The organism is Pedobacter polysacchareus (assembly GCF_019802255.1).
In the GTDB taxonomy this organism is placed as follows: Bacteria; Bacteroidota; Bacteroidia; order Sphingobacteriales; family Sphingobacteriaceae; genus Pedobacter; species Pedobacter polysacchareus.
Genome location: NZ_JAHYSS010000006.1, coordinates 77,686 through 101,336 on the forward strand (window position 1 = coordinate 77,686; position 23,651 = coordinate 101,336).

The following is a 23,651-nucleotide window of genomic DNA, read 5'->3' on the forward strand; positions in this document are numbered from 1 at the left end:
TTAAAAAGAATAATATAAAAATACCATCGGCAGGATTTTCCACCAGCACCGATGGTACTTCAATTTTGATAAAAATAAATTACCAGCCTGGGTTTTGAGTAATCACTCCAGCACTATTGTCAATTTCTCTTTGCGGCACTGCCCAGACATCATGAACCTGAGGATTAAAAGCTCTGGATGGCCAGATCACATTTCCTTGCGAGTCATGTAATGGCAGTGCATACGTGGCCTGTGCATCTCCCCACCTCACTAAATCTCTGTGACGATCTGCCCATTCGCCAGCAAGCTCACTTCGGCGTTCTCTTTTCAAATCCGCCAGATTCATCCCTGATTTTGCGAGTAAACCAGCACGAAGTCTGATTTTATTCAGTTCCGTATCTCCAGCTCCAGCGCCGCTTACCATAATGGCAGCTTCTGCTTTGATCAGCAACACTTCCGCATAACGCATCAAAGGAACATTCAAGTCTGTGGTTCCATTATCTCCATTAGGATTAACGTGTGTTGGTATTGGGTTTTCATAAGAGAAAGGCTCCATATATTTTTTAAACTGATAGTCAGAGGTTGCTCCACCGTCTTTTGTGAAACTACGCTCCTGACCGAAGTAGAAAAATTTATCACCAGGTTTCAAAATAGTAGCTTCTCTACGCTGGTCGTTAGTTTCATAAGCATCATACAATTCTTTGGTGGGCAGATAATAGCCCCAGCCATTGTAAATACCCCATCCTTTATTGGTGAGCATGACACCTGGAAGCTTACTTCCCCAACCGGTACCGCCACCATTTGGCGTACATACTACAGACCAGATGTATTCTTTAGACCAGTTATTTGCCGCTTTGAAAACATCCGAAAACTTAGTCATGATCAGTTCATGCTGACCAGAATTGATCACCATGTCTGCATATTTCACTGCATTAGGATAGTCCTTTTTATACAGGTAAACCTTTGATAAATAGGCCCAGGCTGCTGTTTTATGTGCTTTTCCATAATCTGTCGCTTTCATATCCTTGAAATACGGCAATTGATCCGCTGCTTTCAAAAACAGCTGAATGATGTAGTCATAGTTTTCATTTACGTTTTTCGCTCTTGGAATGGCCTGTGAAGGATCGCTATCCAAACCTACAATTGGTACTCCTGCTTTCTCATTTCCATAGTTAGCTGCCAATTGGAAGTACACCAATGCCGCATTAAAATAAGCATCACCGATCACCTGTTTCTTCAGGTTTTCATCCATCGGAATGGCTGGTACTTTATTAATGATATCATTGGCACGTTTGATCACGGCATAGCGCATCGACCATTGGGTTTCTGTATAGCCCCCACCCACATAAGTTTTATTGAAGTTTTTAATGTTATCACCTTCTGGCTTATTTCTACCGGTCACCATATCATCGCTGGCATTGATAAACCAGAACATCCCTCTCCCATAAAAATTCTCATCATTGTATTTTTCATACAAACCGCTTTCTGCTTTCAAGGCATCTTCAGGTGTTTTCCAGAAATTCTGGGCAGACGGTGCACCTTCTGGACTTAGGTTGAGTTGTTGTTTACAGGAACTTAAAATTGCCATTGCTGCAATGGCTACATACGTTATATTTCGTTTCATCTTTCTTTCTTTTAAAAATTATAAATTCACACTTAGACCCAATAGGAAACTTCTCGCCTGAGGGTATCTACCCACATCCAGACCATAGTTGTCCATTCCGATTTCCGGATCAAAACCTGAATACTTAGTGATCGTAAACAAATTATTTGCGGTACCATAAACACGGACTGCACCCGTTTTCAGCTTATTAGTCAGGAATTTAGGAAGGGTATAACCCAGCGTCACATTGCGAATACGCAGGTAAGAACCATTTTCGATGTAGAAGTCGGAAGCATTAAAGTTTCCATTGTTATCTGAAGTAGAAATGATCGGTACTTTTCCACCTGGATTTTCCGGCGACCAGGCATCCAGAATACCTGTTAATTTATTATAAGAAGGTCCGCTGGCACTGTAAGTTGTTCTTTTCACCGCGTTAAATAGCTTATTACCATAAACACCTTGTGCAAAAATATTCAGGTCAAAGTTCTTGTAAGCAGCATTAAAGCTGAAACCATAAGAGAAATCAGGATAAGCGCTGCCTGCAAAATGACGATCTCCGCCATCGATGGAGCCACTATTGTCTAAATCTGCAAACTTAAAATCTCCAGGTTTTGCTTTTGGCTGGATCTTTTCCCCTTTTGCATTGGTATAACCATCTACTTCTGCCTGAGTCTGGAAAATCCCCTGTGTTTTCAGAACATAGTAACTGTATAGCGGCTGTCCTACTTTTATGAACAAAGGAGCCAGCTCATTTCTGAAGTTCTTATCTACTGGAAAACTTTCTGAACCTGGAGCCAGTTTGATTACTTTATTATTCACCTTCGTCAGTGTTGCACCGATAGAATAGCTGAACTCTTTGTTTTTATCGCTGTTGTAATTGATGCCCAGCTCTATTCCATTATCTCTGATCAATCCAGCATTAATGGTTTGTTTTTCCAGTCCTGCAGTTCCAGGAAGTTGTTTTGTGAAGATCATTTTATCCGTATTTTTGATAAAATAATCAGCGGTTAAAGTGAAAGTATTGCGTAGGATACCCAGGTCTAACCCAAAGTTTGTCTGCTTAGATTCTGCCCAGGTCAAGTTGGGATTTTCCAATACAGTAGATACATAGCCGTTACTACTTGCTGGCGTTTGTCCGAAATACGACAAAGTACTGGTCAGCAGTGGATTTACATCCTGAGTCTGTAAACTTCCCAGGTTACCTAATACCCCATAACTACCACGTAGTTTCAATTCATTTAACCAGGTACTTTCCACTAGGAAATTCTCTTTTGATAATACCCATGCTGCGGATGCAGAATAATAATCACCATATTTATTTTCAACTTTTGGAACCATAGAAGTTCCATCACGACGGCCAATCAAGGACAGCATATACTTTTCCTGATAATTGTAATTAGCCCTCAGAAACAAGGACGACATGGCTGTTCTATCCATTTTACTGACCGCCGGTTCAAATACCGAAGCGTTCACCAGGTATCTTTTAGACGGTGCTTCATCGTCAAAACCTTTACCTACCACATAAAACTCATCAAACCTTGTCTTCTGGAAAGAGAACCCTCCTGTTAAATCTAACTGGTGACTTCCAAAGGCTGTTTTATAATTAAAAACCTGTTCTGCAAGAAAATCATTTCTTCTGGAATTACCTTCTTCCAAGGAGTTGATCAGCAATGGCTTTCCAACTTCAGGACGTTTTGGTGTAAATATTTTTCTATTGTTAAATTCTTTAGTTAAGCTGAAATTCGATTTAAAAGTCAGGCCTTTGGCAAGGTCCAGGATGATATAAGGATTGATCAAAAGCACATTTTGAGGCCTGTTGATGTCTATGCGTTTCAATTCCGCCACCGGATTCACGATGTCACCATAATCGCCCGCATAAGCACCGCCTGGTAAACCAGCAAAACTACCATCTGGATTATATGGCGTACCATTGGCCGGATAATAAATTGCCGACAATAAGGCGCCAGTGTAATCACTGCTCGTATTTGCACCCTGACCATTCGTACTGCTGAAAGAGAGGTTTTCACCAATTTTCAACCAGGAATTCAATTTATGATCAGAATTGATCCTGAAGTTATAGCGTTCCACCTCAGTATTCAAGACAATACCTTCTGCTTTGCGGTAATTGAAACTTAAATACATGGAAGATTTTTCAGAACCACCAGCAGCTGCAAGGTTATAATCCTGAGTTTTTCCAGTTCTGAATACTTCATCCATCCAATTGGTACGCGTGATTCTGCCCTCTGGATATTTCGTAGGATCAAAAGCAGGAAGCAAGTTAGTTTTACCATTTTTTGCAGCAGTTTCTGCTACTACCGCTCTTTGTTCTGCATTTAATGGCGTTAATTTTTTCCAGGCACTCTGCGCACCAGCTTTTACATCAAAGCTGATTTCCATCTTACCAGTTTTTCCTTTTTTCGTAGTGATCAGGACCACACCTCCAGATGCTCTGGCTCCATAAATAGCGGCAGCACCATCTTTAAGCACTGAAATTGATTCAATATCATTTGGATTGAGCACTGGTGTTCCAGGAAAAATCGAACCATCCACTACATAAAGTACATTCTCTCCATTGATTCCGCCAGAACCGCGAATGTTGACACGCGGACCAGAAGTAGGGTCACCACCTTCATTGGTCACCATTACTCCAGGTGCTTTTCCCGCCAGCACTTCCCCAATACTATTGACTGACCTGGAAGATACTTTGTCTAAAGCAACGGTACTCACTGCACCAGAAAGTGTGGCTTTCTTCTGCGTACCATATCCCACTACTACCACTTCCGACAATAACGAGCGGTCTTCCATCAGCACCACATTCAATTCCTCATGCTCGGCTGCTTTCAGTGTTTTAGTTTTATAACCTACCATGGAAAAAGATAAGGATCCATTTTCGCCAACTGCGATCGTAAACTTCCCGTTTGCATCGGTAGTTGTCGTTCTGGATAATCCTACCACTTTTACCGATACGCCTGGCATTGCCATTCCTAAAGAATCCGTCACTTTTCCTGAAACATTAAAATCAGGTTTTGCAGGAGGGACAGGTATTTTTCTCAGGATCACATGACCTCCCTTTTCCTGGAAATCAAAACCCATCAGGCGAAGTAAGGCGGAAACGCGCTCGTTTTTTAAAGCTGCATTTTCCCTAATTTGATGTTCGCGAACTCCATCTGGATTGTACACAAAATGAAGTCCGGTGCTGGCTTCAATTTCTTTAAGCATAGCGATGGTGGCACGTTTTGGCCCCACGTTAATCGTGACCCTACTTTTCTCCAGTACCTGAGCCATCGTAGGTGAGGCTGATAATCCCGCACAAAAGGTGCAGAGTATAGAAAAAGTTAACAATGAATATTTCATGGCTTTCAAAAGAGCTGGTGACCTCTTTACTGAGGATTTTTTCATATTTTTATCTGTTTTATAACTTGAATTGGTTTTAAAATATTCCGGCTTTATAATTTCGACGTTAGCAGGCCGGTTTTAACATTTACCGGTACTGATCTGATCAGTACCGGTTTATTGATCCCCTTTATATTCTCATTTTCTATACACATTAAAAGTTTTATGATTTTCGGATGCACTGAATTTCAATTGATGGAGTACACAAATGATCTCCAAAATCTCTTCAGGGCTTTGTCTGGTGTTAAATATTCCCGTACATTTTAATTTCCCCAGCGCGGGGCTGCCCAGTGAGATGCTGATATTATAGACGTATTCCAGTTTAGGAATTAAATCTGCTATTGCGATATTTTCAAACTTAAGATCAACCAGCAGTTTAACAGGTGTATCCTTGATTTCAGCCCGCTGATGTACCTTATCATAAGAAAGTTCCTGACCTTTAACCAAGGTTCCAAATACCTGATGTGTATTCCCCACAGCAACCTTACCAGTGGCGACTTGTATAGAGATATGCGATTGATTTTTATATGATTTTATCCGAAAAGAAGTGCCCAGTACTTTAGTGTACAGGTCATTGCTGGTTTTCACAAGGAAAGGTCGGTTTTCCTCATGAGCCACCTCAAAAAAGGCCTCTCCTTCAGTGAGCGAGATTGTCCTGTCCTTACTTTTAAATTTCAAGGGATAAACCAATTGCGCGAGGGGCGCCATGATCACCTTTGAACCGTCACTAAAAATAATGATCTTTTTCTCCCTGGCAGTGGTATGCAGGGTAACAAACCTTTCTTTAACCACATCGGTTTTTTGAAGTGACCAATAGCCAATACCGACAGACAGCACAAAAAATACAGCTGCAGCAATTTTAGCCGCAGGGTAAGTTCCAAAAAGACGGTAGCTTTTAGCAACTCTCCGCGCCATTTCCTCCTGAAGGTTTAAGAGTACTGCCGCAGCGATTTCCGATTTCTTCCCTTTTGCCAAGGGAGAATGAAATTCATAAGACTGGTACCATTGTTCCACCTGTTCCACTTCCTGCGGACTGGCTTCTCCATTTAAATATTTACTGAGCAGCAATTGTGCCTGTTCTTCCTTTGTCATCTACACCTATGTCAAATGAAAAGAAGAATGGTACTAACCAAAGTTGTTACCTTTAGGTTAAGTTTAGATGAACAGCATACAAATCGTCATGAACAACAAGTACGATAGTCTTTTCTTCATTACTTTTAAAGCTGAGGAGAGCTGATTTTTTACCGTTTGCGCAGAAAGATCCAATTCTTCTGAAATTTCTCTGATGGTTTTTTCTTCCTGTCTGCTCATAGAAAAGATCACTCTCATTCTTTCTGGCAGTTCCTGAATCGCCTCTTCCACTTCCTGGTGGAGTTCTTTGAGCATCATTCCCTGAACTGCTGAAAGCCCGGCACACTCCATCATCAAAAGACGCAGATCTTCCTGGTGCTTTTCTTTAACCTGGGAAGAGCGAAAATAGTTGATCACACGGTATTTAACCGCCCCCATAAAATAAGCCGAAAGACTGCCCTTCAATTGAATGTTTTCCCGGTTTTCCCAGAGGGAGATAAAGATTTCCTGACAAATATCCTGAGCAATTTCCTCATCACGTACACGTTTATAAGCGGCATCCAAAACCTCCTCCCAATAGTAACGGTAAATATCCTCCATTGCCTTATGTTCCCCGCGCTGTAACAGCGAAAGCAATTCAGTCTCTGCTATCATCTGATGATCCCTCTGGTAATTTTTCCAAATCTACCTCGGTCATATTCCCTTAACGTTAAGAAATCTTTTAGTTAATAATAAGCCTGCTAAAACGAATCAATAGCAGTCCTGAGAAAAAATAGGGCAAAAAGAAAACGGAGTTCCTCTTCTAGCGATTTGGTTCTCCGTTTTCACCTCTTCGTTGCCATAGCAGCGAAAAAGCATCAAATTCTCTGTCATTTAACCTCCTTTGGTGCTCTTAGTATTTTTCAACTTTGATCCCATTGAAATTTAATGCTCACATCATTCCGTAGAATAATAGATCGTTTTAAATGTTTGTCCCGAATCCAGTGAGTATACCTTTACTTAAAAGTATAGGCATTTTAAGTATCATTTTCTCCGTCTCCTTTGAATCTGACCTTTTACTAATTCATTGAACGCTTCAGAATCTTCTGCCCTTCGGCACCTATTCTTTTTGAAGTCATTCTTTCAAACAGCTAAAGAACTTCCTTTTTGATACATCTAATTTACGACATATAACTGACTAATGCAAAGAGAATTAGAAATTATTTTTAACATCAATTCCACAGGTTATCAACGTGTTATCAACAGGTTTTGCGCATAGTTATCAACAGTATTATTGTTCCGGAATCTGTTTTTTAGCCCCCCATTGCGCTTCTATCGCGGCAATTTTATCCAGGCGTTTCACATGTCGTTCTTCTCCGGAAAATTCAGCCTTCAAAAAAGAAAAAACAATGTCCCTTGCCAGTTCCAAGCCAATAACCCGCGCACCTAGGCATAAAATATTGACATCATCGTGCTCAACGGATTGATGTGCAGAATAAGTATCATGGCATACGCCCGCGCGGATCCCTTTAAATTTATTGGCTGCAATGCTGACGCCCACCGCACTTCCACAAATCAAAATCCCTCTTTCACCTTCTTTATTCAGTACTGCTTCGGCCACTGCCGCAGCATAATCAGGATAATCACTTGGCGTAACTGTATGTGTACCAAGATCAATCACTTCATATCCTTCCTCATTTAGTGCCGCAGCTAAAATCGTTTTATAAGCAAACCCTGCATGGTCTGACCCTAGAATAATTCTCATAACATCAGGTATACAAATTTCATTCCCAATTCCCAGCCCTTTTAATCTACCTGAATCTGTAGCGTTTTGTCAGCGCATCTCGTTTTAGCAAATAACAATCTAAAATTCATTCAATATGATCCTTTCTACAAGAAAAATTACCGGAAACTTAACCAAGATCATGGCCGGCGCCCTATTTACCTTAAGCAGCTTAATGATAAGCTCTTGCTCTACAAAAGAGACCCCAATTCCAGAATCGGCCTCTTTAATGATGGTGAATACCTCACCTACTCCTGCTACTTACAATATTTATGTAAACAACTCACCAGCAAATCAAGGCGCAATTCCATTTGGTGGTGCATTGCCTTATTTGAGAGTCGGCACAGGAGATCTATCTATTAAATTCACTACTGCGAGCAGCACAGAAAGTTTGATCACCAAAAAAGTTTCTACTGAAAACAACCGAGCTTACTCTCTTTTTTTAATCGGCAAAGATGATAAACTGGACTATTTAGTGATCAAGGATGAAGTCACGCAGGCTCCAAAAGAAAAAGCATTGATCCGTTTCATTAATTTGTCTCCAGATGCAGGAGCATTAGATCTGGGCATTAAAGAAGGTGCAGTCTTAATCAGCGATAAAGCGTATAAAGCAAATAGTGCGTTTATTGAAGTGGAGGCTAAAACCCAGACCCTTCAAATCAAAGACAAAGCCACTGGATTAGTGAAATCAGAGTTGGTAGATGCAGAAATTAAAGCGGGTGGTATTTATACCATCTTAAGTATAGGAATGATGGTTCCGACAGGATTAGAGCAAAAAGCGGTTGCAAAACTGATTACCAATTAGTGGCTAGTCGAAAAAATTAAATGATAAAAAAAAAGGCCTTCACAAATGGAAGGCCTATTTTTTTTTATTTATACTGCTGGTGTCAGCAATGCTGCTTAATGACCCCTGCCATTGTCATTCCCACGTTTTTCACGCTCATTTCCTCTTTTATTCTTGTCATTTCCACGGTTATCGCGTTCATTCCCTCTCCCGTTGTCTCTAACTTGTGGTCTTTCTACTCTTGCAGGATATTTTTTCGCTTGTCCCGGAGGCATTCCATGTGGATGTCCTTTCACTACGTAATAACGCTTATCGTTACTATTTCGGATCACCTGCTGGGTACGTACATTTTTGTACCTCGAGTATTGAACGCGATCGCGGTCGAAATTGCGGTAAGGCTCATTGGAATTCACCACTACTTTATACCCATTATACAAGTCATAATTCCTGTATCTGGTAGGTAGAGATCTGGAGTAAATCCATTTTCCTCTCTCCTGATAGATAAATTGTTGCTTCGGTACAGAGTAATAACTCTCCACATCCGGTAGGTAATAGTAATCCACATGGTCGTAACCTACCGGACCCCATAATGGCTGTGAACCAATATTAACATTTAAACTGATCTGTGCAGCTGCAGGCTGAGCTAAAAAGCCCATGATGCCTAACATGCTCAATATGATTAACTTTTTCATATACTTTATTTTATTTGATGATCAAATGATTAACCTCTACCTCTTCCATGTCGGTTATCACCGCCACGGTCATTCCCTCTGCCTTCATTTCGGCCTCTTCCATGATCTCCGCGATCATGATCTCTTTTCTCATAGCGATGTCCGTTGTCACGATCATATTTTTTATTACCTTTCCAATTATCATGCCCTCTGTCCCTGCGATCAAAACCACCCCGGTCTCCTCTACCATAATATGGGTGCCCTTTCACTACATAATACCTAGAATCATGGCTATGTCTGATCACCGGCTGAGTTCTGATGTTTCTATACCTTCCATAAGCTACACGGTGGTGGTCAAAATCACGATAAGGATCTCTGGAATTGATCACTACTTTGTATCCACTATATAGGTCATATCCTCTATATCTTGATGGTAATGAGGACGAATAAATCCATCTGCCACGATCCATATAAATAAACTGACGCCTTGGTACACTATAATAGGATTCTATGTCCGGCAAATAGTAACTATCTACATGATCATAACCTACAGGTCCCCATAATGGTTGAGAACCAATATTCAAACTGACACTGATTTGTGCCGAAGCCTTAAAGGGCGCCCATCCTATTATTCCAAGTAACCCTAATACTATTAACTTTTTCATAACCCTATGTTTAATGTTTCATTTGTGTGTTTGTTGATTCAAATGTCTATAGCGAACATGAAATGAACATGAAATTTCAGATTTATTTATTTTAATTTTCTTTTTCATCTTAATTTCATCTTCGGCCCCCATCTTCGTATCATTCAATACAAGTGGCGCAGATAATAAAACACACAATGTTTTAATGAGAGGGAGGACTAGTTTGCCTCGCAAGAGGCAAACTTTCCATATATTTACATCATGAGCACTAATAAATCCTTACGTTCATATACCGCAGCCCTACTTTTCCTAGGACTCCCGATTGGTTCTTTTGCCAGCGAAAAGGTAACTATACCCCTGTTTTCCAAGGAGAATACCTTGAGTTCAAATGAAAACTTTTATCAGGATAGAAGAGATAAAAGACAAGAACGCGGCAAGGAAAAGAAAAAGCCAGATGTCAAAGAAGTTCCTCAATCCAGGAGACAGGAAAAACCGGGAGAAGTAAAACCTGAAAAAAGAGAACGACCAGGCCGGGACGATAAAAGAAGAAGAGACTAAAAACCCATTATGAAAGTCCTGATTGTAGAAGATGAAAAAACGCTGGCGTATGAGATGGAAGATTTCCTGAAAAAGGCCTTTTATATTTGCGACCTGGCCCATAATATTAAAGACGGCCTGGAAAAGATGGAAAGCAATGGCTATGATTTTATCCTGCTGGACCTCGGACTTCCCGATGGAGATGGACTGACATTATTACCAAAAGCGAAAAAACACAATCCTGATGCGGCCTATATTATTCTGACTGCCAGAGGCAATCTGGAAGACCGCATCGCCGGATTAGACCTTGGTGCCGATGATTACTTACCGAAGCCCTTTTCTTTATTAGAACTTCAATCGAGGATGCAGGCCATCTCCCGTCGTAAGTTCAATGTCAAAGAGGAATTGTTGCCATTAGGCGATTTCCAGGTCGACCTGCAAAAACGACTGATCCTATTCCAGGAAAATCAAATCGAACTTTCCAGAAAAGAATTTGATTTATTGAGCTATCTTTTCCTGCACAACAACCGTGTGCTGACCAGGATGCAGCTTAGCGAACACATCTGGGGCACTTTTGCAGATGACGACTACGATTCCAACTATATAGATGCACACATTAAGAACATCAGAAAAAAATTGAATGCCTGGGCGCCAGCCGATTTCCTGGAAACCGTGCGAGGTGTAGGTTACAGAATCAGAAAATAAATGAAATTATCATCAAAGCTTATCCTGTTTATCACCAGCTCAAAACTGGCTGTTGTTTTACTGTTTGTATTTTCATTGCCTTACCTGGTAAACAGGATTGTCTCAGAATACACCAATTACTCTTTGAGAAATCAGCAAAATAAGGTCATCGATGTGGTGCAAAAGAACGGGATTGAACATTACCTCCAGGGAGATGATAGCTATGGTAGTTATACCATGCTTAAAGAAGAGTACATTGCACTGGAGCCCGCAGCAAAAAATATTCACATTGATACGATAAAAACTGCGCAGCGGATCGTAGAGCGCGATACATTAACCTATAAGATCCTGATCCATACCTTCAAATACGACCAGAAAAACTACCTGCTGGAGATTGGAAAAACCGTTTCCAGTATCAACCAATACAACAAAACACTACAAAAAACTGCCTTATATGTGCTGATGGGCCTCATCGCCCTCACGCTATTAATTGACTTGATCTTTACCAGGATCCTCATCAGGCCATTAGGTCAGATTATTAAAAGTAAACTGATCAATAGAAAATTTCCCTTTAAAGATTATTCTCCCCCGATCCCCACTTCCACACAAGATTTTAAATACCTGGATGAATCATTGATTCTTTTGATGGACCAGATTAATGAAGCTTTTGAAAAAGAAAGAGAATTTACCGCCAATGCGTCTCATGAACTCATGACACCAATTGGCATCCTTCAAAATAAAATGGAAAACTTATTGGGAGATGAAAACCTTCCGGAAAGTGTGGTACTGAGGATTATTGAGATGATGAAAACATTAAGCCGTCTCAAGAAGATCTCCAATTCCCTCCTGCTGATCTCCAGAATTGAGAACCAGCAGTTTGTGAAATCAGCCAGCGTCAAACCTGCGGTGATTATTGATGAAGTGTTAGAAGAAATCAATCATCGCCTCCTGGAACAGGAAATCGACCTAAAAGTAGTCCTAACCATAAATCAGACTTTAAAGCAGGTAAATCAGGATTTACTCTTTCAGTTGTTCTACAACCTGATCAATAACGCCATTAAATACAATGTTTATCAGGGAAGTATCCTCATCACTGATGGATATACCCCTGAAAATGCCTATACGATCACCATTCAGGATACCGGAATCGGTATTGCCGAAGAAGACCTGGATTTCATCTTTGATCGCTTTAGAAAAGCAAACCTTTCTGAAAATGTAGGTTATGGTCTTGGCCTTTCTATCGTTAAAAGTATTGCCCTTTATCATAATATTGAAATCAAGGTGCAGTCTAAAGTAAAAGAAGGCAGTACCTTCACGCTCATCTTTCCAACCAGCTAAGCCTATCATAACGCTTCTTTAATTGCATTTATCAATGGCCTTTTAGCTCCATGATAGTGATGAAAAAGAACAGTCCAAATTTCTCCGCTGAACACAACCGCTTCTATTTTTATTTTTAAAAAAGCTGAAATTCAAACACTTAGTCACAAAAACTATATAAATAGTTATTAAACTACATAAATAGTTTGCAAACTATAAAAATAGTAGTACCTTTATTTTACCATCGTAATTAAAGCATATAATGAGAGAACTTACAAAAGCAGAAGAACAGGTGATGTTGATTTTATGGGAAATAAAGGAAGGCTTAACTAAAGACGTGATTGAAAAAATGGATCCACCTAAACCGGCTTACAATACCGTATCTACAGTGATCAGGGTATTAGAAGGCAAGGGTTTTATCGACCACAGAGCCGTTGGAAATACACATATTTATTTCCCGGTCATCACAGAAGACCAGTATAAGCACTTTGCATTCGATAAAGTGATGAACAATTACTTTGAAAACTCTTATGAAAGCTTGGTATCCTTTTTAGTAAAAGAAAAAAACATGGATATGGAGGCGCTTGATGAATTAATCCAAATGGCTGAAAAACTTAAAAATAAGAAATGATGAACTGGTTCTATTATCTGCTGGAGGCTAATTTATACCTCACGGTTTTTTACGGAGTTTACCGTTTGCTATTGCATAAAGAGACCTTTTATACTGCCAACAGGTTTTTCCTGATCGGGAGCAGCATCCTGGCTTTCAGTCTGCCTTTCCTGCAAATGGGCTATCTTAATCAGCTTTTTGAGCGTGAAATTGATCAGCCAGCAGCCAGAATCATGAACTATACCAACAACAATGACACGGAATTACAGTTGTTAAATGTCTTACTTTATACGCTTTATACTGGAATAGCCATCTTCTTCAGCTTAAAACTCATCAGAGATATATACCGAATCTTTGCACTTTCCAAAAGATCTGAACGTTATCAGGAAGACAAGGTGACTTACGTCAATTTGAAACAGGACAACCCGGCCTTTTCTTTCTTCCATCTATTGTTTATTCCATTGAACATTGCAGGAAAAGAAACGATTCTAAAACACGAATTGGTACATATTCGTCAGCGACACAGCCTGGATATTATCTTTTTTGAAATCGTTCAGACCCTGAACTGGTTCAACCCCATCACCTATCTTCTTAAAAAAGACATCAAACTCCTGCATGAATATATTGCCGATGAACAAACTACTTTAAAAGAAATTGGAAAATATGATTACGCATTATTTCTGATTAAAAATTCTTTTGGAATGGAAGCCAATCCTTTGAGTAATCACATATTTAATCAATCTATACTAAAACAGAGAATCAACATGTTAAACAAAGAAAAATCAACAGGAAGGGCAAGGCTCAAGTTCCTGTTCGCATTGCCAATCGCAGCTGTCATGCTGGGCAGCTCCACCATGGCTTTTACCAAAGATTACAGTCTGGTAGACTTGTATCCGGAAAAATCAGTCAGTAATACTGCAGAAGTATTAAAACCACTGCATTTCTCAACAAATCAGGAGCCCGTTAAAAGTAAAACACAAAAACAACCTGCAGTACCACCAGCTCCGCCAGCTGCTCCACCAGCACCAGGAGTTCCTCCTCCACCGCCTCAAGAACCCATTAAAAAAGAAAAAGTGAAATTTGCAAAACCAATGCTGAAGAAGAATATCACCAGATTTCCTCCACCGATTATAGTACCTGATGCAAAAGAAAATAACAAAAAATTCCCTCCTCCAATTATCACAAGAGACAAGGAACCTGTTAAAAAAGAAGCCGCATCCAGCAAACCAGTATATCCTTAAACACCAAACGTCATCAAGAGCAAAATCCTGATGACGTTTGGTGCTTGGTTAAATCCTTGCAACTATAATATCCTATTGACTACATTTCCTTTGGCGTCAAAAACTACCTTCTTTTCTTCTCCAACTTTTTTCAGTTCCACCTTATAAAGGAATACTTTTCCTTCTTCAAACTGATCTACATCATCAATTCTATAGCCACTATAGTTTTTCTTGATAACATTGGATACCGCTACAGGCAGCTCTTTGGCTCTGATTTCTTTTTTATGCTTAACGATTGCACCTTTGTTTGTGAACCAGGCTTCATGGTCGCGTCTGCCAATATCAAAATCTGCATTGTACAAATCGCCTTTCAATTCCCATTCTACCTTGGTGGCGTTAGGAAATGCTTTCTTAAAGGAATTGCGCACCTCTAAAGGAACATCTTTTGCAGGAATATCCTGTGCATAAGTAAAGCCTGAAAACAACAGGGCCAGGGCTAGTAATAGTCTATTTTTCATGGTAAATGATTTATGTTACCTAAGCCTACCACAAAGAAAGCGCCTAAATTTATCAGCAGATCAAATTAAGCAAGAGTATCTTGCTTTTTGGCACTTAAACAAATAACTAAACGCAATTATTTTAATTACAGCAGATAATAATGAAATTTATAATGTCCCTAAAAGCATACGACGCTATGCTTGAGGACGAAGTTTAGACGCGACTTTTCTTTTATGAATGGAATCAAAAATGATTAATGACATTCCCGCCATAATAGACAAGTCAGCCACATTAAAAATACCGGTCTGAAATACAATGAAATCGATATGAAGAAAATCCGTAACGGAGCCATAAATGATCCTATCGTATAAATTACCGATCCCACCGCCAATCACACAGCAAATGCCAAATATCAAAACTGGGCTCAGGTCTTTCCTGGTCATGACAAAATAGATACCGGCGATCAATACCGCAACAGGCAACAGCAGTAAAAAGACAAATTTAATTCCGGAATGCAGGGCATCACCCATGCTTAAGAAGGCGCCGGAATTCTCCACTTTAGTCAGGGTTACATAATTACTGAAAACCTTTATATTTTCATAATAATCCACTTGTTCTCTTACGATAGACTTGCTAATCTGATCACAACCGACATTTAACAATATAATTACTAAGATCAGCACCTTTCCCGCCAGACCGCTAAATTTTCTTTTTTTCATTTTGGCACCTCAATTGATAAATATAGGAATTGTATTTTTGAATTCAAATGACAGATTCCTCAGATGAGAACGCGATATTGCCAATATTAATCTATAAAAACACCTTATGAAATCATTTTTCTTTTCCCTGCTATTCATATCATTTTCAATTGGCGCATTTGCTCAGGGCCTGGCACCAGGATCAACACGCCCTAAAGCTGTTTTTTACAAAGAAAATGGCGCAACTTTTTCTACTGATCAGATTCCAGGAGGAAAAAAATCACTGATTATGTTTTTTGACGCCACCTGTGAACATTGTCAGAAAGTTGCCGGAAATCTCAGCAAAAACACTAAGGAAATATCCAATGTGAACTTGTATCTGGTTTCTCAAGACGTATTTCGTTCCATTAATTACTTTGTGGATACTTTTGCTAAGCCTTTAAGAGGCATGAAAAACGTAACTACCCTACAGGATAAAGACTATGTATTTATTCCATTATTCCACCCGAAACAATATCCATCTTTATACTTGTACGGAGCAGACAAAAAACTGATCTTATTCTCCAGCAATGAAAAAGATTTACCAAAATTCCTGGCCTTAATGAAATAAGGATTTAGCATCCTCTACTTATTGATTTGAAATAAGAAGCATAAAAAATGCCCAATCAATTTCTTTTGATTGGGCATTTTTTATGTGCCTGGGCTTTATTTCTTATAGTTAATCCCCATGTTGTAAAATAGGAAAGACCATTTGTCGGCTATTTCTTCGATTGCTTTATCAGTTGGTTTCCCCGCACCATGACCGGCATTGGTCTGTATACTGATTAAAATCGGGGCATCACCTGCCTGATCCTTTTGTAAAGTTGCTGCAAATTTAAAAGAGTGTGCAGGAACGACACGGTCGTCATGGTCTGCAGTGGTAATCAGCGTTGCAGGATATTTAACACCAGGTTTTAAAGCATGAACCGGCGAATATTTATACAAATATTCAAACATCTCTTTTGAATCTTCCGAGGTACCATAGTCATAATTCCATCCTGCTCCTGCTGTAAATTTATGGTAACGAAGCATATCCATTACCCCTACCGCTGGGAAAGCTACTTTGAACAAGTCAGGACGCTGTGCCAATGTAGCACCAACCAGCAACCCGCCATTTGAACCACCCATACTAGCCAGGTAGTCTTTTGAAGTATATTTATTAGCAATCAGGTATTCTCCCGCAGCAATAAAATCATCAAACACATTTTGCTTTTGCATTTTCGTTCCTGCCAGGTGCCATTTCTCTCCATATTCGCCACCGCCACGCAGGTTCGCTACGGCGTAAATACCACCCTGCTCCATCAGCACAATGTTAGCTGTACTAAATGCCGGCGTCAGACTCACATTAAAACCACCATATCCGTATAAAACAGTAGGATTTTTACCATCCAACACGATTCCTTTTTTATAAGTAAGAATCATCGGCACTTTTGTCCCATCTTTTGAAGGATAAAAAACTTGCTTGGACTCATAATTTGAAGGGTCAAAATCTACTCCTGACTTCTTGTAAACTTCCGATTTACCCGTTGCCACCGTGTATTTAAAGATGGTTGCAGGATAGACGTAGGAAGTAAAGGTATAATACAATTCTTTATCTGTTTTTTTACTGCCAAAACCACCGGCTGTCCCCAGTCCAGGAAGCTTGATTTCATGTTCCAGCTTCCCATTCATATCATATTGCAATACCATAGATACCGCATCTTTGATGTAATCGGCAAATAGTTTTCCGCCCCCTGTAGAAGCACTCAATACATTTTCTGTTTCTTTGATCAGCTCCTTCCAGTTTTCAACACCAGGTTGAGCAGCATCTACTGTCACCACACGGCCATTAGGTGCATTTAGATTGGTATAAATGAATAACTTGCTGCCAATATTATCAATGACACTATGGTTCTTATCAAAATTAGCCACTACAGGAACAATCTTTCCATCCTTCGCCTTTAGGTCTTTAATATACAGTTCATTGCCAGAGGTAGAGTTTGCGGCAGAAATGATCAGGTAATGCTCATCTTCTGTTAAACCGGCTCCAATATAACGTCTTGGGGTTTGATCACCTCCAAAGATCAGTTGATCATCTTTTTGTGCAGTACCCAATCGGTGGAAAAATAGCTTATGATACTGTGTCAATCCAGACAACTGACTGCCTTCTGCAGGTTTATCATAACTGCTGTAATAAAAACCTGTATTCCCTTGCCAGGCAATGCCTGAAAACTTCACGTCCGTCAAAGTTTCTCCAACGACAGACTTATCACTTGCTTTCAATACGATCACTTTAGTCCAGTCTGAACCACCATCAGAAACCTGGTAAGCCACCATACTTCCATCTTTTGAAAAGCTAACCCCTGCCATCGAACTGGTTGCATCTTTCGAAAAGGTATTAGGATCAAGAAAAACTTCTGGTGCGCCACCTTCCTTCTGACGATAAAGCACACTCTGATTTTGTAGGCCTGTATTCTTATAATAATAAGTATAAGCGCCTTCTTTAAATGGCTGAGAATACTTTTCATAATTCATCAGCTTTTTCAGGCGTTCTTTAATGTCGTTTCTATAAGGAATTTTCGCCAGATAGGCTTTGGTTACCGCATTCTGAGCCTCCACCCATAGTTTAGTCTCTTCTGATCGGTCGTCTTCCAACCAACGGTAAGGATCTGGTACAGTAGTCCCAAAATAGCTGTCTGTTATATTTTCTTTTTTTGTTTCAGGGTAAATCATAGTCTTTTGTTGGGGATTACTCAGCTGGGCTTCCGCAACGAATGGAAGCATAACGGCGAGAAAGATGAACCCTTTGCCTGAGTTTTTCATAATTTTTATTTGTTCGTTAATGGTGATGTTGCATTATATGGCCAGATACTGCTGAACAATGGGTACATCCGCTTCGGCCCAATCGCAATTTAGTAAATCTGAGGGTGCCATCCAAGCATAGGCTGCATGCTCTCTTAATAGTATAGTTCCAGCTACAATGCGACAAACAAAAGGGAGGAGAAGAATAGAAAAATCCGGATAATGATGCGCTGAGGCTGGTTGCGGGGAGATGATTTCGACAGTTAAGTCCAGCTCTTCTTGTATTTCTCTGATCAGGCAATCTTCCGCAGTTTCTCCAGGCTCGATTTTACCGCCTGGGAATTCCATCTTCAAGGGCATAGACATTACAGCGCTTCGCTGAGTCACAAGCACCTGCCCCTCTTCATTTACAATAATTGCACAGCAAACTTCAATCATCACCGAAGATAATTTATTTATATAAAGAAAAGCCCGCTTATCTACCATTAGCATGGAAAATAAGCGGGTTTTTAATTTAAACAGGGATGTTTAGTCCAGAGAAACAAAAAGTTCCGACTGTGTCAGCCATACCCCATTTATTTTGCGCCACATGGCAGAATAGTTACCTCTAAACGGTTCTGTTTTATAACTCCAGGCTCCGGTTTCCCAAGCTAGAATCCCACTGTCACCGATCACAATTGACGAAGGAATGCGTTCAAATAATGGTGGTTTACTTGCAAACATTTCTTTCCAGGCTTTCAGCAATTTTGCTTTACCTAAATACTGTCCACCTTCACCAGAGATCACCACGATATCATCCATCCAATATTTAGCAACTCCTGCAACATCCTGGTTAGAGATGGCCATATTTGAGTCCATCCTGGATAGGCGGATGGCTTCTTCTTCTTGTCTTTTAAAAAATGATACTGAACTCATAAAAAATAGCTTCGTCTTGTTTGTTGAACCGCTAAGATGGTGAAAATATTAATTTTTCACTCTATTCTGTTCCGCTTCTGCTCCGGTATTTTTATGTTTTTTTAAGTCGGAAAAGGTCTTTCCAAAACGATAGCTATAACTAACCACCACATTTCTAGAATCTGAACGATTGCGCCAGCCAGCTTCTACGGAAGCCAGATTATTAATCTTTCCGTTGACGATCTTAGTATAAAAGAGGTCATTACCATTGATTTTAATCGTTGAACTCGGAGATAATTTCTTTTGCAGGCCCGCATTAAACTGGTACATCTCCCCTATGACAAACTGTACATCTGTGATTTTAGAACTGTAAGAACCACTGCATTCCGCCGTCCAGGTTTCTCCAATTTTAAATTGAAAACTACTCTTTGTGAAAAAGAAAGTACCCTTTGTGTGCAACGCACCACTGTAAAAATCGTTGCTTTTTGCATTAATATTGGTCAATTCACCATAAAACTGCCAGGAAAGCCAGGGAAACAAATCCAAACCTGAATTTACACTCAGGCTTTTCACGATCTTCCTGCCAATATTTCCAGGCCTGCTGTAATAAATCCCATCCCGAATCTCGATGGTTTCATTCACTTCATCTTTCGTATCACTGTAACTCAAAGCAGTGGTCACTTTATTTTTGAAGGTATGAGAAAGCTCAATACTATTGGTAAAAGAGGGATTCAGGAAAGGATTACCTTCATAATAAGTGAATTTATCCAGTGGAGAAATAAATGGATTCAGGTCCTGAAAATAAGGACGATCTATTCTTCTTCCATAATTTAAACCGATCTGGTGATTTCCTAAGGTATCCAGTTTATAAGACAGGTAGGCCGTAGGAAAAAGACTCGTGTAGTTTCTATTGAAAGCAGAATCTGGTTTCAAAGGATTGCCCAATTGATGGCCATCAGAATTGGTATTTTCTGCCCTTAACCCCAATTGTATGGACCATTTTCCACTTTCCCTGCTCAGGTTCATGTAACCTGAGTTGATGTTCTCCTTATAAATAAAATGGTTGCTCTTTTGATAATCCGGACGGGTGATATCTCCAATCGTGTAGCTGTAATCCCCCACATTATCAGTCTTGGTATAACTTGATTTCAAGCCAGCATCTATTTTCCAATTGTTTTTAAGTGGCTTAGTATAATCTGCTTTCAGGGAATATATTTTAATATTAGCGGGTAATGCTCCATGAAGGATATCTTGAGATTTCAAGCTTTGATCAGGCAGGTAAGAAGAATTAAAGATCTGCTGACGGTTATTGGTACGGTATACCAGGTAATCGGCATCCATGGAAATCTGCTGACCATTTTTGTCAAAATCATGGCGATAATTCAGGTTAAAACCCAGATTTTTAAAGCTTTCTTTTTCTTTACTGAGTGCTTTAACTACCGAATCTAGTCCTCTTCCGGCATTTAAAAGCTGACTTACATTATCTGTCGTTTGATTTCCTGATCTGTTCATGCCAGTCACCACCACTCCCCAGGTTGTTTTCTCAGATTGGTAATAGTCCATTCCAATTTTTCCATTTAAAGTATTGGCCTTTCTACGGATATAACTGTTTTGTTCGAAAAAAGATTTAGTACTGCCATCCTCATTTTTATACTTGCGGAATAAATCCAGATCAGTAAAGTTATTTTGGTAATTCTGACTTAGATTGGTGAAAAAATTCAACTTATCCTTTCGAAAATTCATATTAAAACTATTGTTACTTCTAGGCAATTCCCCTTGTGTATATCCCAAATTTAATCCTCCATTCCAGCCTGTCTGGTTACTTTTACGCGTTTTAATATTGATCACTCCACCTTTTCCTGCAGCATCATATTTTGCAGGAGGATTGGTCATCAGCTCAATCTGATCTAATGAAGAAGATGGCATGGACTTCAGGTAATTCTCCAGGTCTGCACCCGATAAATAACTGGGCTTACCATCTATAAATACCGCAACCCCTTGTTTTCCTTTTAAACTAATCAAACCATTCTGATCCACCATTACTCCTGGTGATTTCTCCAGTACATCTAAGGCAGTGGTACCTGCATTTGCAATTAAAGCATCTACATTGACTACGGTTCGATCAATTTTACGCTCAATAAAAGCCTTTTTTCCAGTGATGGCTACCTCTTTCAGGTCTTTTGTAGCGCCCAACAGGATTAATGCCGGAAGGACAACTGTTGAATTGTGATCCTGCAAAATCACCACTGCGCTCTGGAGGTTTTGATAACCCATTGCGGAGATTCTCAATTGATAACTTCCTTTTGGTAACTGTTCAAAAGAAAACTTTCCATCCTGCTCTGTAAACGTACTTTTCAAAAGACTACTGTCTTGTGCATTAAACAAGGCCACTGTTGCCAGGTCAAAAGGTGCAGTCGCATCTTTCATTATTTTACCTGAAATTCGCCCCGTTCCTGATAATCTGGCTGTAGCGGGCGCTTGGGAAAAAGCTAAAATTTGGGCTGTAATCAGCCATGCGGTCAGAATTACCGCGATCAATACTTTCATTTATTTAAGAATTAAATTGTAGAAAAGCTGTTTTACAGCGCGCTATAACACATTAATTGAATATTTATGCTCCCTATTTTGATTCGTATTCCTGTTTATAGGAAATGATCCAATCCGCACTTTTCAGATATTTCTGTTCATAGCGTTTTCGAACATCTTTCGGAAGTTTTTTGTTATTTAAGAGGAATTGATGCTGATTGATTTCAAAAGACAACTTCTCGTCCTGCTTTACCAAACGGTCTTTTATCAAATCCTTCAAAATGTAGTCTGGCGTTTTCTCATCATAAACCGTTGCCGTAGAATTATCAGAAACAAACTTTTTGGTGATGGTACTTTTTGCATCTGTTGATTTTACTTTTTTCTGAGCAGGGCTTCGCTTTTCATTTTGAATCCTGTTTGTTTCATCTTGAACCCGCTTCTGTTCATCTTGAATCCGCTGCTTTTCATGTTCAGCCCGGATTTGATCAGCTGCTATTTCCTCCTTACTCGCCTCGGGTCTCGCTTGGTTTTCCACTAATTCAGCTTTAATTGCCTTATCCCTTGCTTTATCAGCTGCATATCTTAATTTATCTGCTTCATATCTAGCCTGATTAGCCGCATATTTTTTCGGGTCACCTGGAGACCATTGCTGCTCAACATCAGCTACAAAATTTTCAGTTTTAGCTACGGCATTTTCAGTTTCTAAAACACCTTTTTCTATTCCTTTCACCAAATGTTCTGCGGTCAGCACCCCGCTTTCAATAGCAGAGATCATCTTTTGATAGGCTGGCACTTCTTTTTCAGTGTCTGCTAGGCTTTGACTTTTCAATGCTTCCTGTATTGATTTTTGTGCCGGTTTTTTCAATACGGTAGAAAATGCCATGCTAAAAGTAACCACCGCCAGCAGGGAAACTGCCAGAATGCTCTTCTCCATTTTATTTAAAGTTGGATGGTCATTAGAAACCATTCTCTTTACCCGTTTCACCAATTGATTGGAATCCCCTGAAATCGCCATTGCATAGACTGGTTTATTCATTTGAAACTCTTCACAAGAAACCAGTGCACTGATATAACCTGCTTTATTATTATTTGTATTCAAAACAGCCAGATCATCGCAGCAGCTTTCTCTTTCTTCTCTGATCAATCCACTCAGCCAAGAGACTGCCGGATTAAAGAAAAACAGCAATTCCATGAAACTTTGAAGGATATTCACCAAATAATCTCTTCTTTTTACATGAGCCAACTCATGACATAAGATCGCATCAACCTCTTCTTTAGAAAGGTTATTTAGTAAACCAATAGGGATTAAAATCAAGGGTTTAAAATATCCCACTACCATAGGAACATTCACCAGTCCGGACTGTACGATGGCCACCATTTTATAAATACCAAATTGTATGGCCAATTGCTGCACCCTATTCTCCCAATACGGCCCTGCTGAGCTGATTTTAGTCTGGCGAATTCTTTTGATACTATATAATCCTGCAAACAACTGCACACTTTTAGCGGCGATAACTAAAAGCCAAAGCAGTACAATCGTGCTGGCATAGGAATTAAAGAATGAAAGCGCCTGCTGCAGCCAAACCCAGGGTTGCTGTACCGCAGCAATGGAATCGTTTCCTACGCTATCTTGCGCTGGTAAAGTACCCGAGGACCATGGAAAAGCATTTGCCAGTCGATCCGCAGCAGTAACTACTCCAGTATCAACAGCAGCATCCGCAGATTGCCATTCATAGATAAAACTGGCAAAAACACTTACTGAGAACAAGATCAAGCAAGAAATCAATAAGTTGTATCGTACGCTGGCACTGGATTTATGTGTAAAAACCAATACTGCTGCAGTGAGGAGGGCAAGGATCAGGCCCTGCCAAAGGGAGTGTAACAAGGTTTTAAATATGATGCTTTCCATTCCTGTGGTTCTTTAGGTGATCGTATTTATT

At 39.9% G+C, this 23,651-nt stretch carries 21 protein-coding genes; 7 read left to right on the top strand and 14 right to left on the bottom strand.

What is annotated here, in order from left to right; genetic code table 11:
• Window positions 1-79 precede the first annotated feature (79 nt).
• From K7X70_RS17795 to rpiB, 5 genes are all read right to left on the bottom strand, one after another.
• The gene (locus K7X70_RS17795; RefSeq protein ID WP_222538344.1) at window positions 80-1,603 is read right to left on the bottom strand and encodes a RagB/SusD family nutrient uptake outer membrane protein; all 1,524 of its coding nucleotides are present in this window, start codon (window positions 1,601-1,603) and stop codon (window positions 80-82) included.
• An 18-nt stretch (window positions 1,604-1,621) separates the two neighbouring features.
• Window positions 1,622-4,981: a SusC/RagA family TonB-linked outer membrane protein gene (locus K7X70_RS17800; protein WP_255607386.1), complete on the bottom strand. Its 3,360-nt coding sequence runs from the start codon at window positions 4,979-4,981 to the stop codon at window positions 1,622-1,624.
• A gap of 132 nt (window positions 4,982-5,113) precedes the next feature.
• A complete protein-coding gene (locus tag K7X70_RS17805; protein ID WP_222538345.1) occupies window positions 5,114-6,067 on the bottom strand; it encodes a FecR family protein in 954 nt (317 codons plus the stop codon).
• A 63-nt stretch (window positions 6,068-6,130) separates the two neighbouring features.
• Complete coding sequence (locus K7X70_RS17810; protein ID WP_222538346.1) at window positions 6,131-6,700, bottom strand: RNA polymerase sigma factor; 570 nt, start codon at window positions 6,698-6,700, stop codon at window positions 6,131-6,133.
• Window positions 6,701-7,316: 616 nt separating this feature from the next.
• The gene (gene rpiB / locus K7X70_RS17815; protein ID WP_222538347.1) at window positions 7,317-7,790 is read right to left on the bottom strand and encodes a ribose 5-phosphate isomerase B; all 474 of its coding nucleotides are present in this window, start codon (window positions 7,788-7,790) and stop codon (window positions 7,317-7,319) included.
• A 115-nt stretch (window positions 7,791-7,905) separates the two neighbouring features.
• Between rpiB and K7X70_RS17820 the strand changes: the two genes are divergently transcribed.
• A complete protein-coding gene (locus tag K7X70_RS17820; RefSeq protein ID WP_222538348.1) occupies window positions 7,906-8,613 on the top strand; it encodes a DUF4397 domain-containing protein in 708 nt (235 codons plus the stop codon).
• 95 nt (window positions 8,614-8,708) lie between these two features.
• Here the strand turns inward: K7X70_RS17820 and K7X70_RS17825 are convergent, their stop codons facing one another.
• Both K7X70_RS17825 and K7X70_RS17830 read right to left on the bottom strand, forming a co-directional pair.
• Window positions 8,709-9,284 carry a hypothetical protein gene (locus tag K7X70_RS17825; protein WP_222538349.1) on the bottom strand — a complete coding sequence of 192 codons (576 nt, stop codon included), beginning with the start codon at window positions 9,282-9,284 and terminating at the stop codon, window positions 8,709-8,711.
• A 29-nt stretch (window positions 9,285-9,313) separates the two neighbouring features.
• Window positions 9,314-9,928, bottom strand: coding sequence for a hypothetical protein (locus K7X70_RS17830; protein WP_222538350.1), 615 nt, complete (start codon window positions 9,926-9,928; stop codon window positions 9,314-9,316).
• A 240-nt stretch (window positions 9,929-10,168) separates the two neighbouring features.
• Between K7X70_RS17830 and K7X70_RS17835 the strand changes: the two genes are divergently transcribed.
• The 5 genes from K7X70_RS17835 to K7X70_RS17855 all read left to right on the top strand — a co-directional run bounded on the left by K7X70_RS17835 (window position 10,169) and on the right by K7X70_RS17855 (window position 14,296).
• Window positions 10,169-10,465 (top strand): hypothetical protein, encoded by a 297-nt coding sequence (locus K7X70_RS17835; protein WP_222538351.1) that lies wholly within the window; start codon window positions 10,169-10,171, stop codon window positions 10,463-10,465.
• A gap of 9 nt (window positions 10,466-10,474) precedes the next feature.
• Window positions 10,475-11,149 (top strand): response regulator transcription factor, encoded by a 675-nt coding sequence (locus K7X70_RS17840; protein WP_222538352.1) that lies wholly within the window; start codon window positions 10,475-10,477, stop codon window positions 11,147-11,149.
• Window positions 11,150-12,466: a sensor histidine kinase gene (locus K7X70_RS17845; RefSeq protein WP_222538353.1), complete on the top strand. Its 1,317-nt coding sequence runs from the start codon at window positions 11,150-11,152 to the stop codon at window positions 12,464-12,466.
• 241 nt (window positions 12,467-12,707) lie between these two features.
• Window positions 12,708-13,076, top strand: a complete 369-nt coding sequence (locus K7X70_RS17850; RefSeq protein ID WP_222538354.1) for a BlaI/MecI/CopY family transcriptional regulator — start codon at window positions 12,708-12,710, stop codon at window positions 13,074-13,076.
• Window positions 13,073-14,296 carry a M56 family metallopeptidase gene (locus K7X70_RS17855; protein ID WP_222538355.1) on the top strand — a complete coding sequence of 408 codons (1,224 nt, stop codon included), beginning with the start codon at window positions 13,073-13,075 and terminating at the stop codon, window positions 14,294-14,296. Before K7X70_RS17850 ends, K7X70_RS17855 begins: the two co-directional genes overlap by 4 nt.
• A 62-nt stretch (window positions 14,297-14,358) precedes the next feature.
• Here K7X70_RS17855 and K7X70_RS17860 read toward each other — a convergent pair whose 3' ends face one another.
• Both K7X70_RS17860 and lspA read right to left on the bottom strand, forming a co-directional pair.
• Window positions 14,359-14,793 carry a PepSY-like domain-containing protein gene (locus K7X70_RS17860; RefSeq protein WP_222538356.1) on the bottom strand — a complete coding sequence of 145 codons (435 nt, stop codon included), beginning with the start codon at window positions 14,791-14,793 and terminating at the stop codon, window positions 14,359-14,361.
• Window positions 14,794-14,967: 174 nt separating this feature from the next.
• On the bottom strand, window positions 14,968-15,492 hold the full coding sequence (gene lspA, locus K7X70_RS17865) for a signal peptidase II (protein WP_222538357.1): 525 nt from the start codon (window positions 15,490-15,492) through the stop codon (window positions 14,968-14,970).
• Between the two features lie 106 nt (window positions 15,493-15,598).
• Here lspA and K7X70_RS17870 point away from each other — a divergent pair, with 106 nt between their 5' ends.
• On the top strand, window positions 15,599-16,081 hold the full coding sequence (locus K7X70_RS17870; protein WP_222538358.1) for a TlpA family protein disulfide reductase: 483 nt from the start codon (window positions 15,599-15,601) through the stop codon (window positions 16,079-16,081).
• Between the two features lie 95 nt (window positions 16,082-16,176).
• Here K7X70_RS17870 and K7X70_RS17875 read toward each other — a convergent pair whose 3' ends face one another.
• The 5 genes from K7X70_RS17875 to K7X70_RS17895 form a co-directional block, all read right to left on the bottom strand.
• On the bottom strand, window positions 16,177-18,312 hold the full coding sequence (locus K7X70_RS17875) for a prolyl oligopeptidase family serine peptidase (protein ID WP_438268964.1): 2,136 nt from the start codon (window positions 18,310-18,312) through the stop codon (window positions 16,177-16,179).
• A gap of 33 nt (window positions 18,313-18,345) precedes the next feature.
• Complete coding sequence (locus K7X70_RS17880) at window positions 18,346-18,729, bottom strand: (deoxy)nucleoside triphosphate pyrophosphohydrolase (RefSeq protein ID WP_222538757.1); 384 nt, start codon at window positions 18,727-18,729, stop codon at window positions 18,346-18,348.
• A 90-nt stretch (window positions 18,730-18,819) separates the two neighbouring features.
• A complete protein-coding gene (locus tag K7X70_RS17885; RefSeq protein ID WP_222538359.1) occupies window positions 18,820-19,206 on the bottom strand; it encodes a YybH family protein in 387 nt (128 codons plus the stop codon).
• Between the two features lie 48 nt (window positions 19,207-19,254).
• Complete coding sequence (locus K7X70_RS17890) at window positions 19,255-21,732, bottom strand: outer membrane beta-barrel family protein (protein WP_222538360.1); 2,478 nt, start codon at window positions 21,730-21,732, stop codon at window positions 19,255-19,257.
• 73 nt (window positions 21,733-21,805) lie between these two features.
• Window positions 21,806-23,620: a M56 family metallopeptidase gene (locus K7X70_RS17895; protein WP_222538361.1), complete on the bottom strand. Its 1,815-nt coding sequence runs from the start codon at window positions 23,618-23,620 to the stop codon at window positions 21,806-21,808.
• Between the last annotated feature and the right edge of the window lie 31 nt (window positions 23,621-23,651).

Excerpts from the sequence above, each read along its gene's own strand:
- K7X70_RS17795 (WP_222538344.1), bottom strand. The coding sequence starts at position 1,603 with ATGAAACGAAATATAACGTATGTAGCCATTGCAGCAATGGCAATTTTA.
- K7X70_RS17800 (WP_255607386.1), bottom strand. The coding sequence starts at position 4,981 with ATGAAAAAATCCTCAGTAAAGAGGTCACCAGCTCTTTTGAAAGCCATG.
- K7X70_RS17805 (WP_222538345.1), bottom strand. The coding sequence starts at position 6,067 with ATGACAAAGGAAGAACAGGCACAATTGCTGCTCAGTAAATATTTAAAT.
- K7X70_RS17810 (WP_222538346.1), bottom strand. The coding sequence starts at position 6,700 with ATGATAGCAGAGACTGAATTGCTTTCGCTGTTACAGCGCGGGGAACAT.
- rpiB (WP_222538347.1), bottom strand. The coding sequence starts at position 7,790 with ATGAGAATTATTCTAGGGTCAGACCATGCAGGGTTTGCTTATAAAACG.
- K7X70_RS17820 (WP_222538348.1), top strand. The coding sequence starts at position 7,906 with ATGATCCTTTCTACAAGAAAAATTACCGGAAACTTAACCAAGATCATG.
- K7X70_RS17825 (WP_222538349.1), bottom strand. The coding sequence starts at position 9,284 with ATGAAAAAGTTAATCATATTGAGCATGTTAGGCATCATGGGCTTTTTA.
- K7X70_RS17830 (WP_222538350.1), bottom strand. The coding sequence starts at position 9,928 with ATGAAAAAGTTAATAGTATTAGGGTTACTTGGAATAATAGGATGGGCG.
- K7X70_RS17835 (WP_222538351.1), top strand. The coding sequence starts at position 10,169 with ATGAGCACTAATAAATCCTTACGTTCATATACCGCAGCCCTACTTTTC.
- K7X70_RS17840 (WP_222538352.1), top strand. The coding sequence starts at position 10,475 with ATGAAAGTCCTGATTGTAGAAGATGAAAAAACGCTGGCGTATGAGATG.
- K7X70_RS17845 (WP_222538353.1), top strand. The coding sequence starts at position 11,150 with ATGAAATTATCATCAAAGCTTATCCTGTTTATCACCAGCTCAAAACTG.
- K7X70_RS17850 (WP_222538354.1), top strand. The coding sequence starts at position 12,708 with ATGAGAGAACTTACAAAAGCAGAAGAACAGGTGATGTTGATTTTATGG.
- K7X70_RS17855 (WP_222538355.1), top strand. The coding sequence starts at position 13,073 with ATGATGAACTGGTTCTATTATCTGCTGGAGGCTAATTTATACCTCACG.
- K7X70_RS17860 (WP_222538356.1), bottom strand. The coding sequence starts at position 14,793 with ATGAAAAATAGACTATTACTAGCCCTGGCCCTGTTGTTTTCAGGCTTT.
- lspA (WP_222538357.1), bottom strand. The coding sequence starts at position 15,492 with ATGAAAAAAAGAAAATTTAGCGGTCTGGCGGGAAAGGTGCTGATCTTA.
- K7X70_RS17870 (WP_222538358.1), top strand. The coding sequence starts at position 15,599 with ATGAAATCATTTTTCTTTTCCCTGCTATTCATATCATTTTCAATTGGC.
- K7X70_RS17875 (WP_438268964.1), bottom strand. The coding sequence starts at position 18,312 with ATGAAAAACTCAGGCAAAGGGTTCATCTTTCTCGCCGTTATGCTTCCA.
- K7X70_RS17880 (WP_222538757.1), bottom strand. The coding sequence starts at position 18,729 with ATGATTGAAGTTTGCTGTGCAATTATTGTAAATGAAGAGGGGCAGGTG.
- K7X70_RS17885 (WP_222538359.1), bottom strand. The coding sequence starts at position 19,206 with ATGAGTTCAGTATCATTTTTTAAAAGACAAGAAGAAGAAGCCATCCGC.
- K7X70_RS17890 (WP_222538360.1), bottom strand. The coding sequence starts at position 21,732 with ATGAAAGTATTGATCGCGGTAATTCTGACCGCATGGCTGATTACAGCC.
- K7X70_RS17895 (WP_222538361.1), bottom strand. The coding sequence starts at position 23,620 with ATGGAAAGCATCATATTTAAAACCTTGTTACACTCCCTTTGGCAGGGC.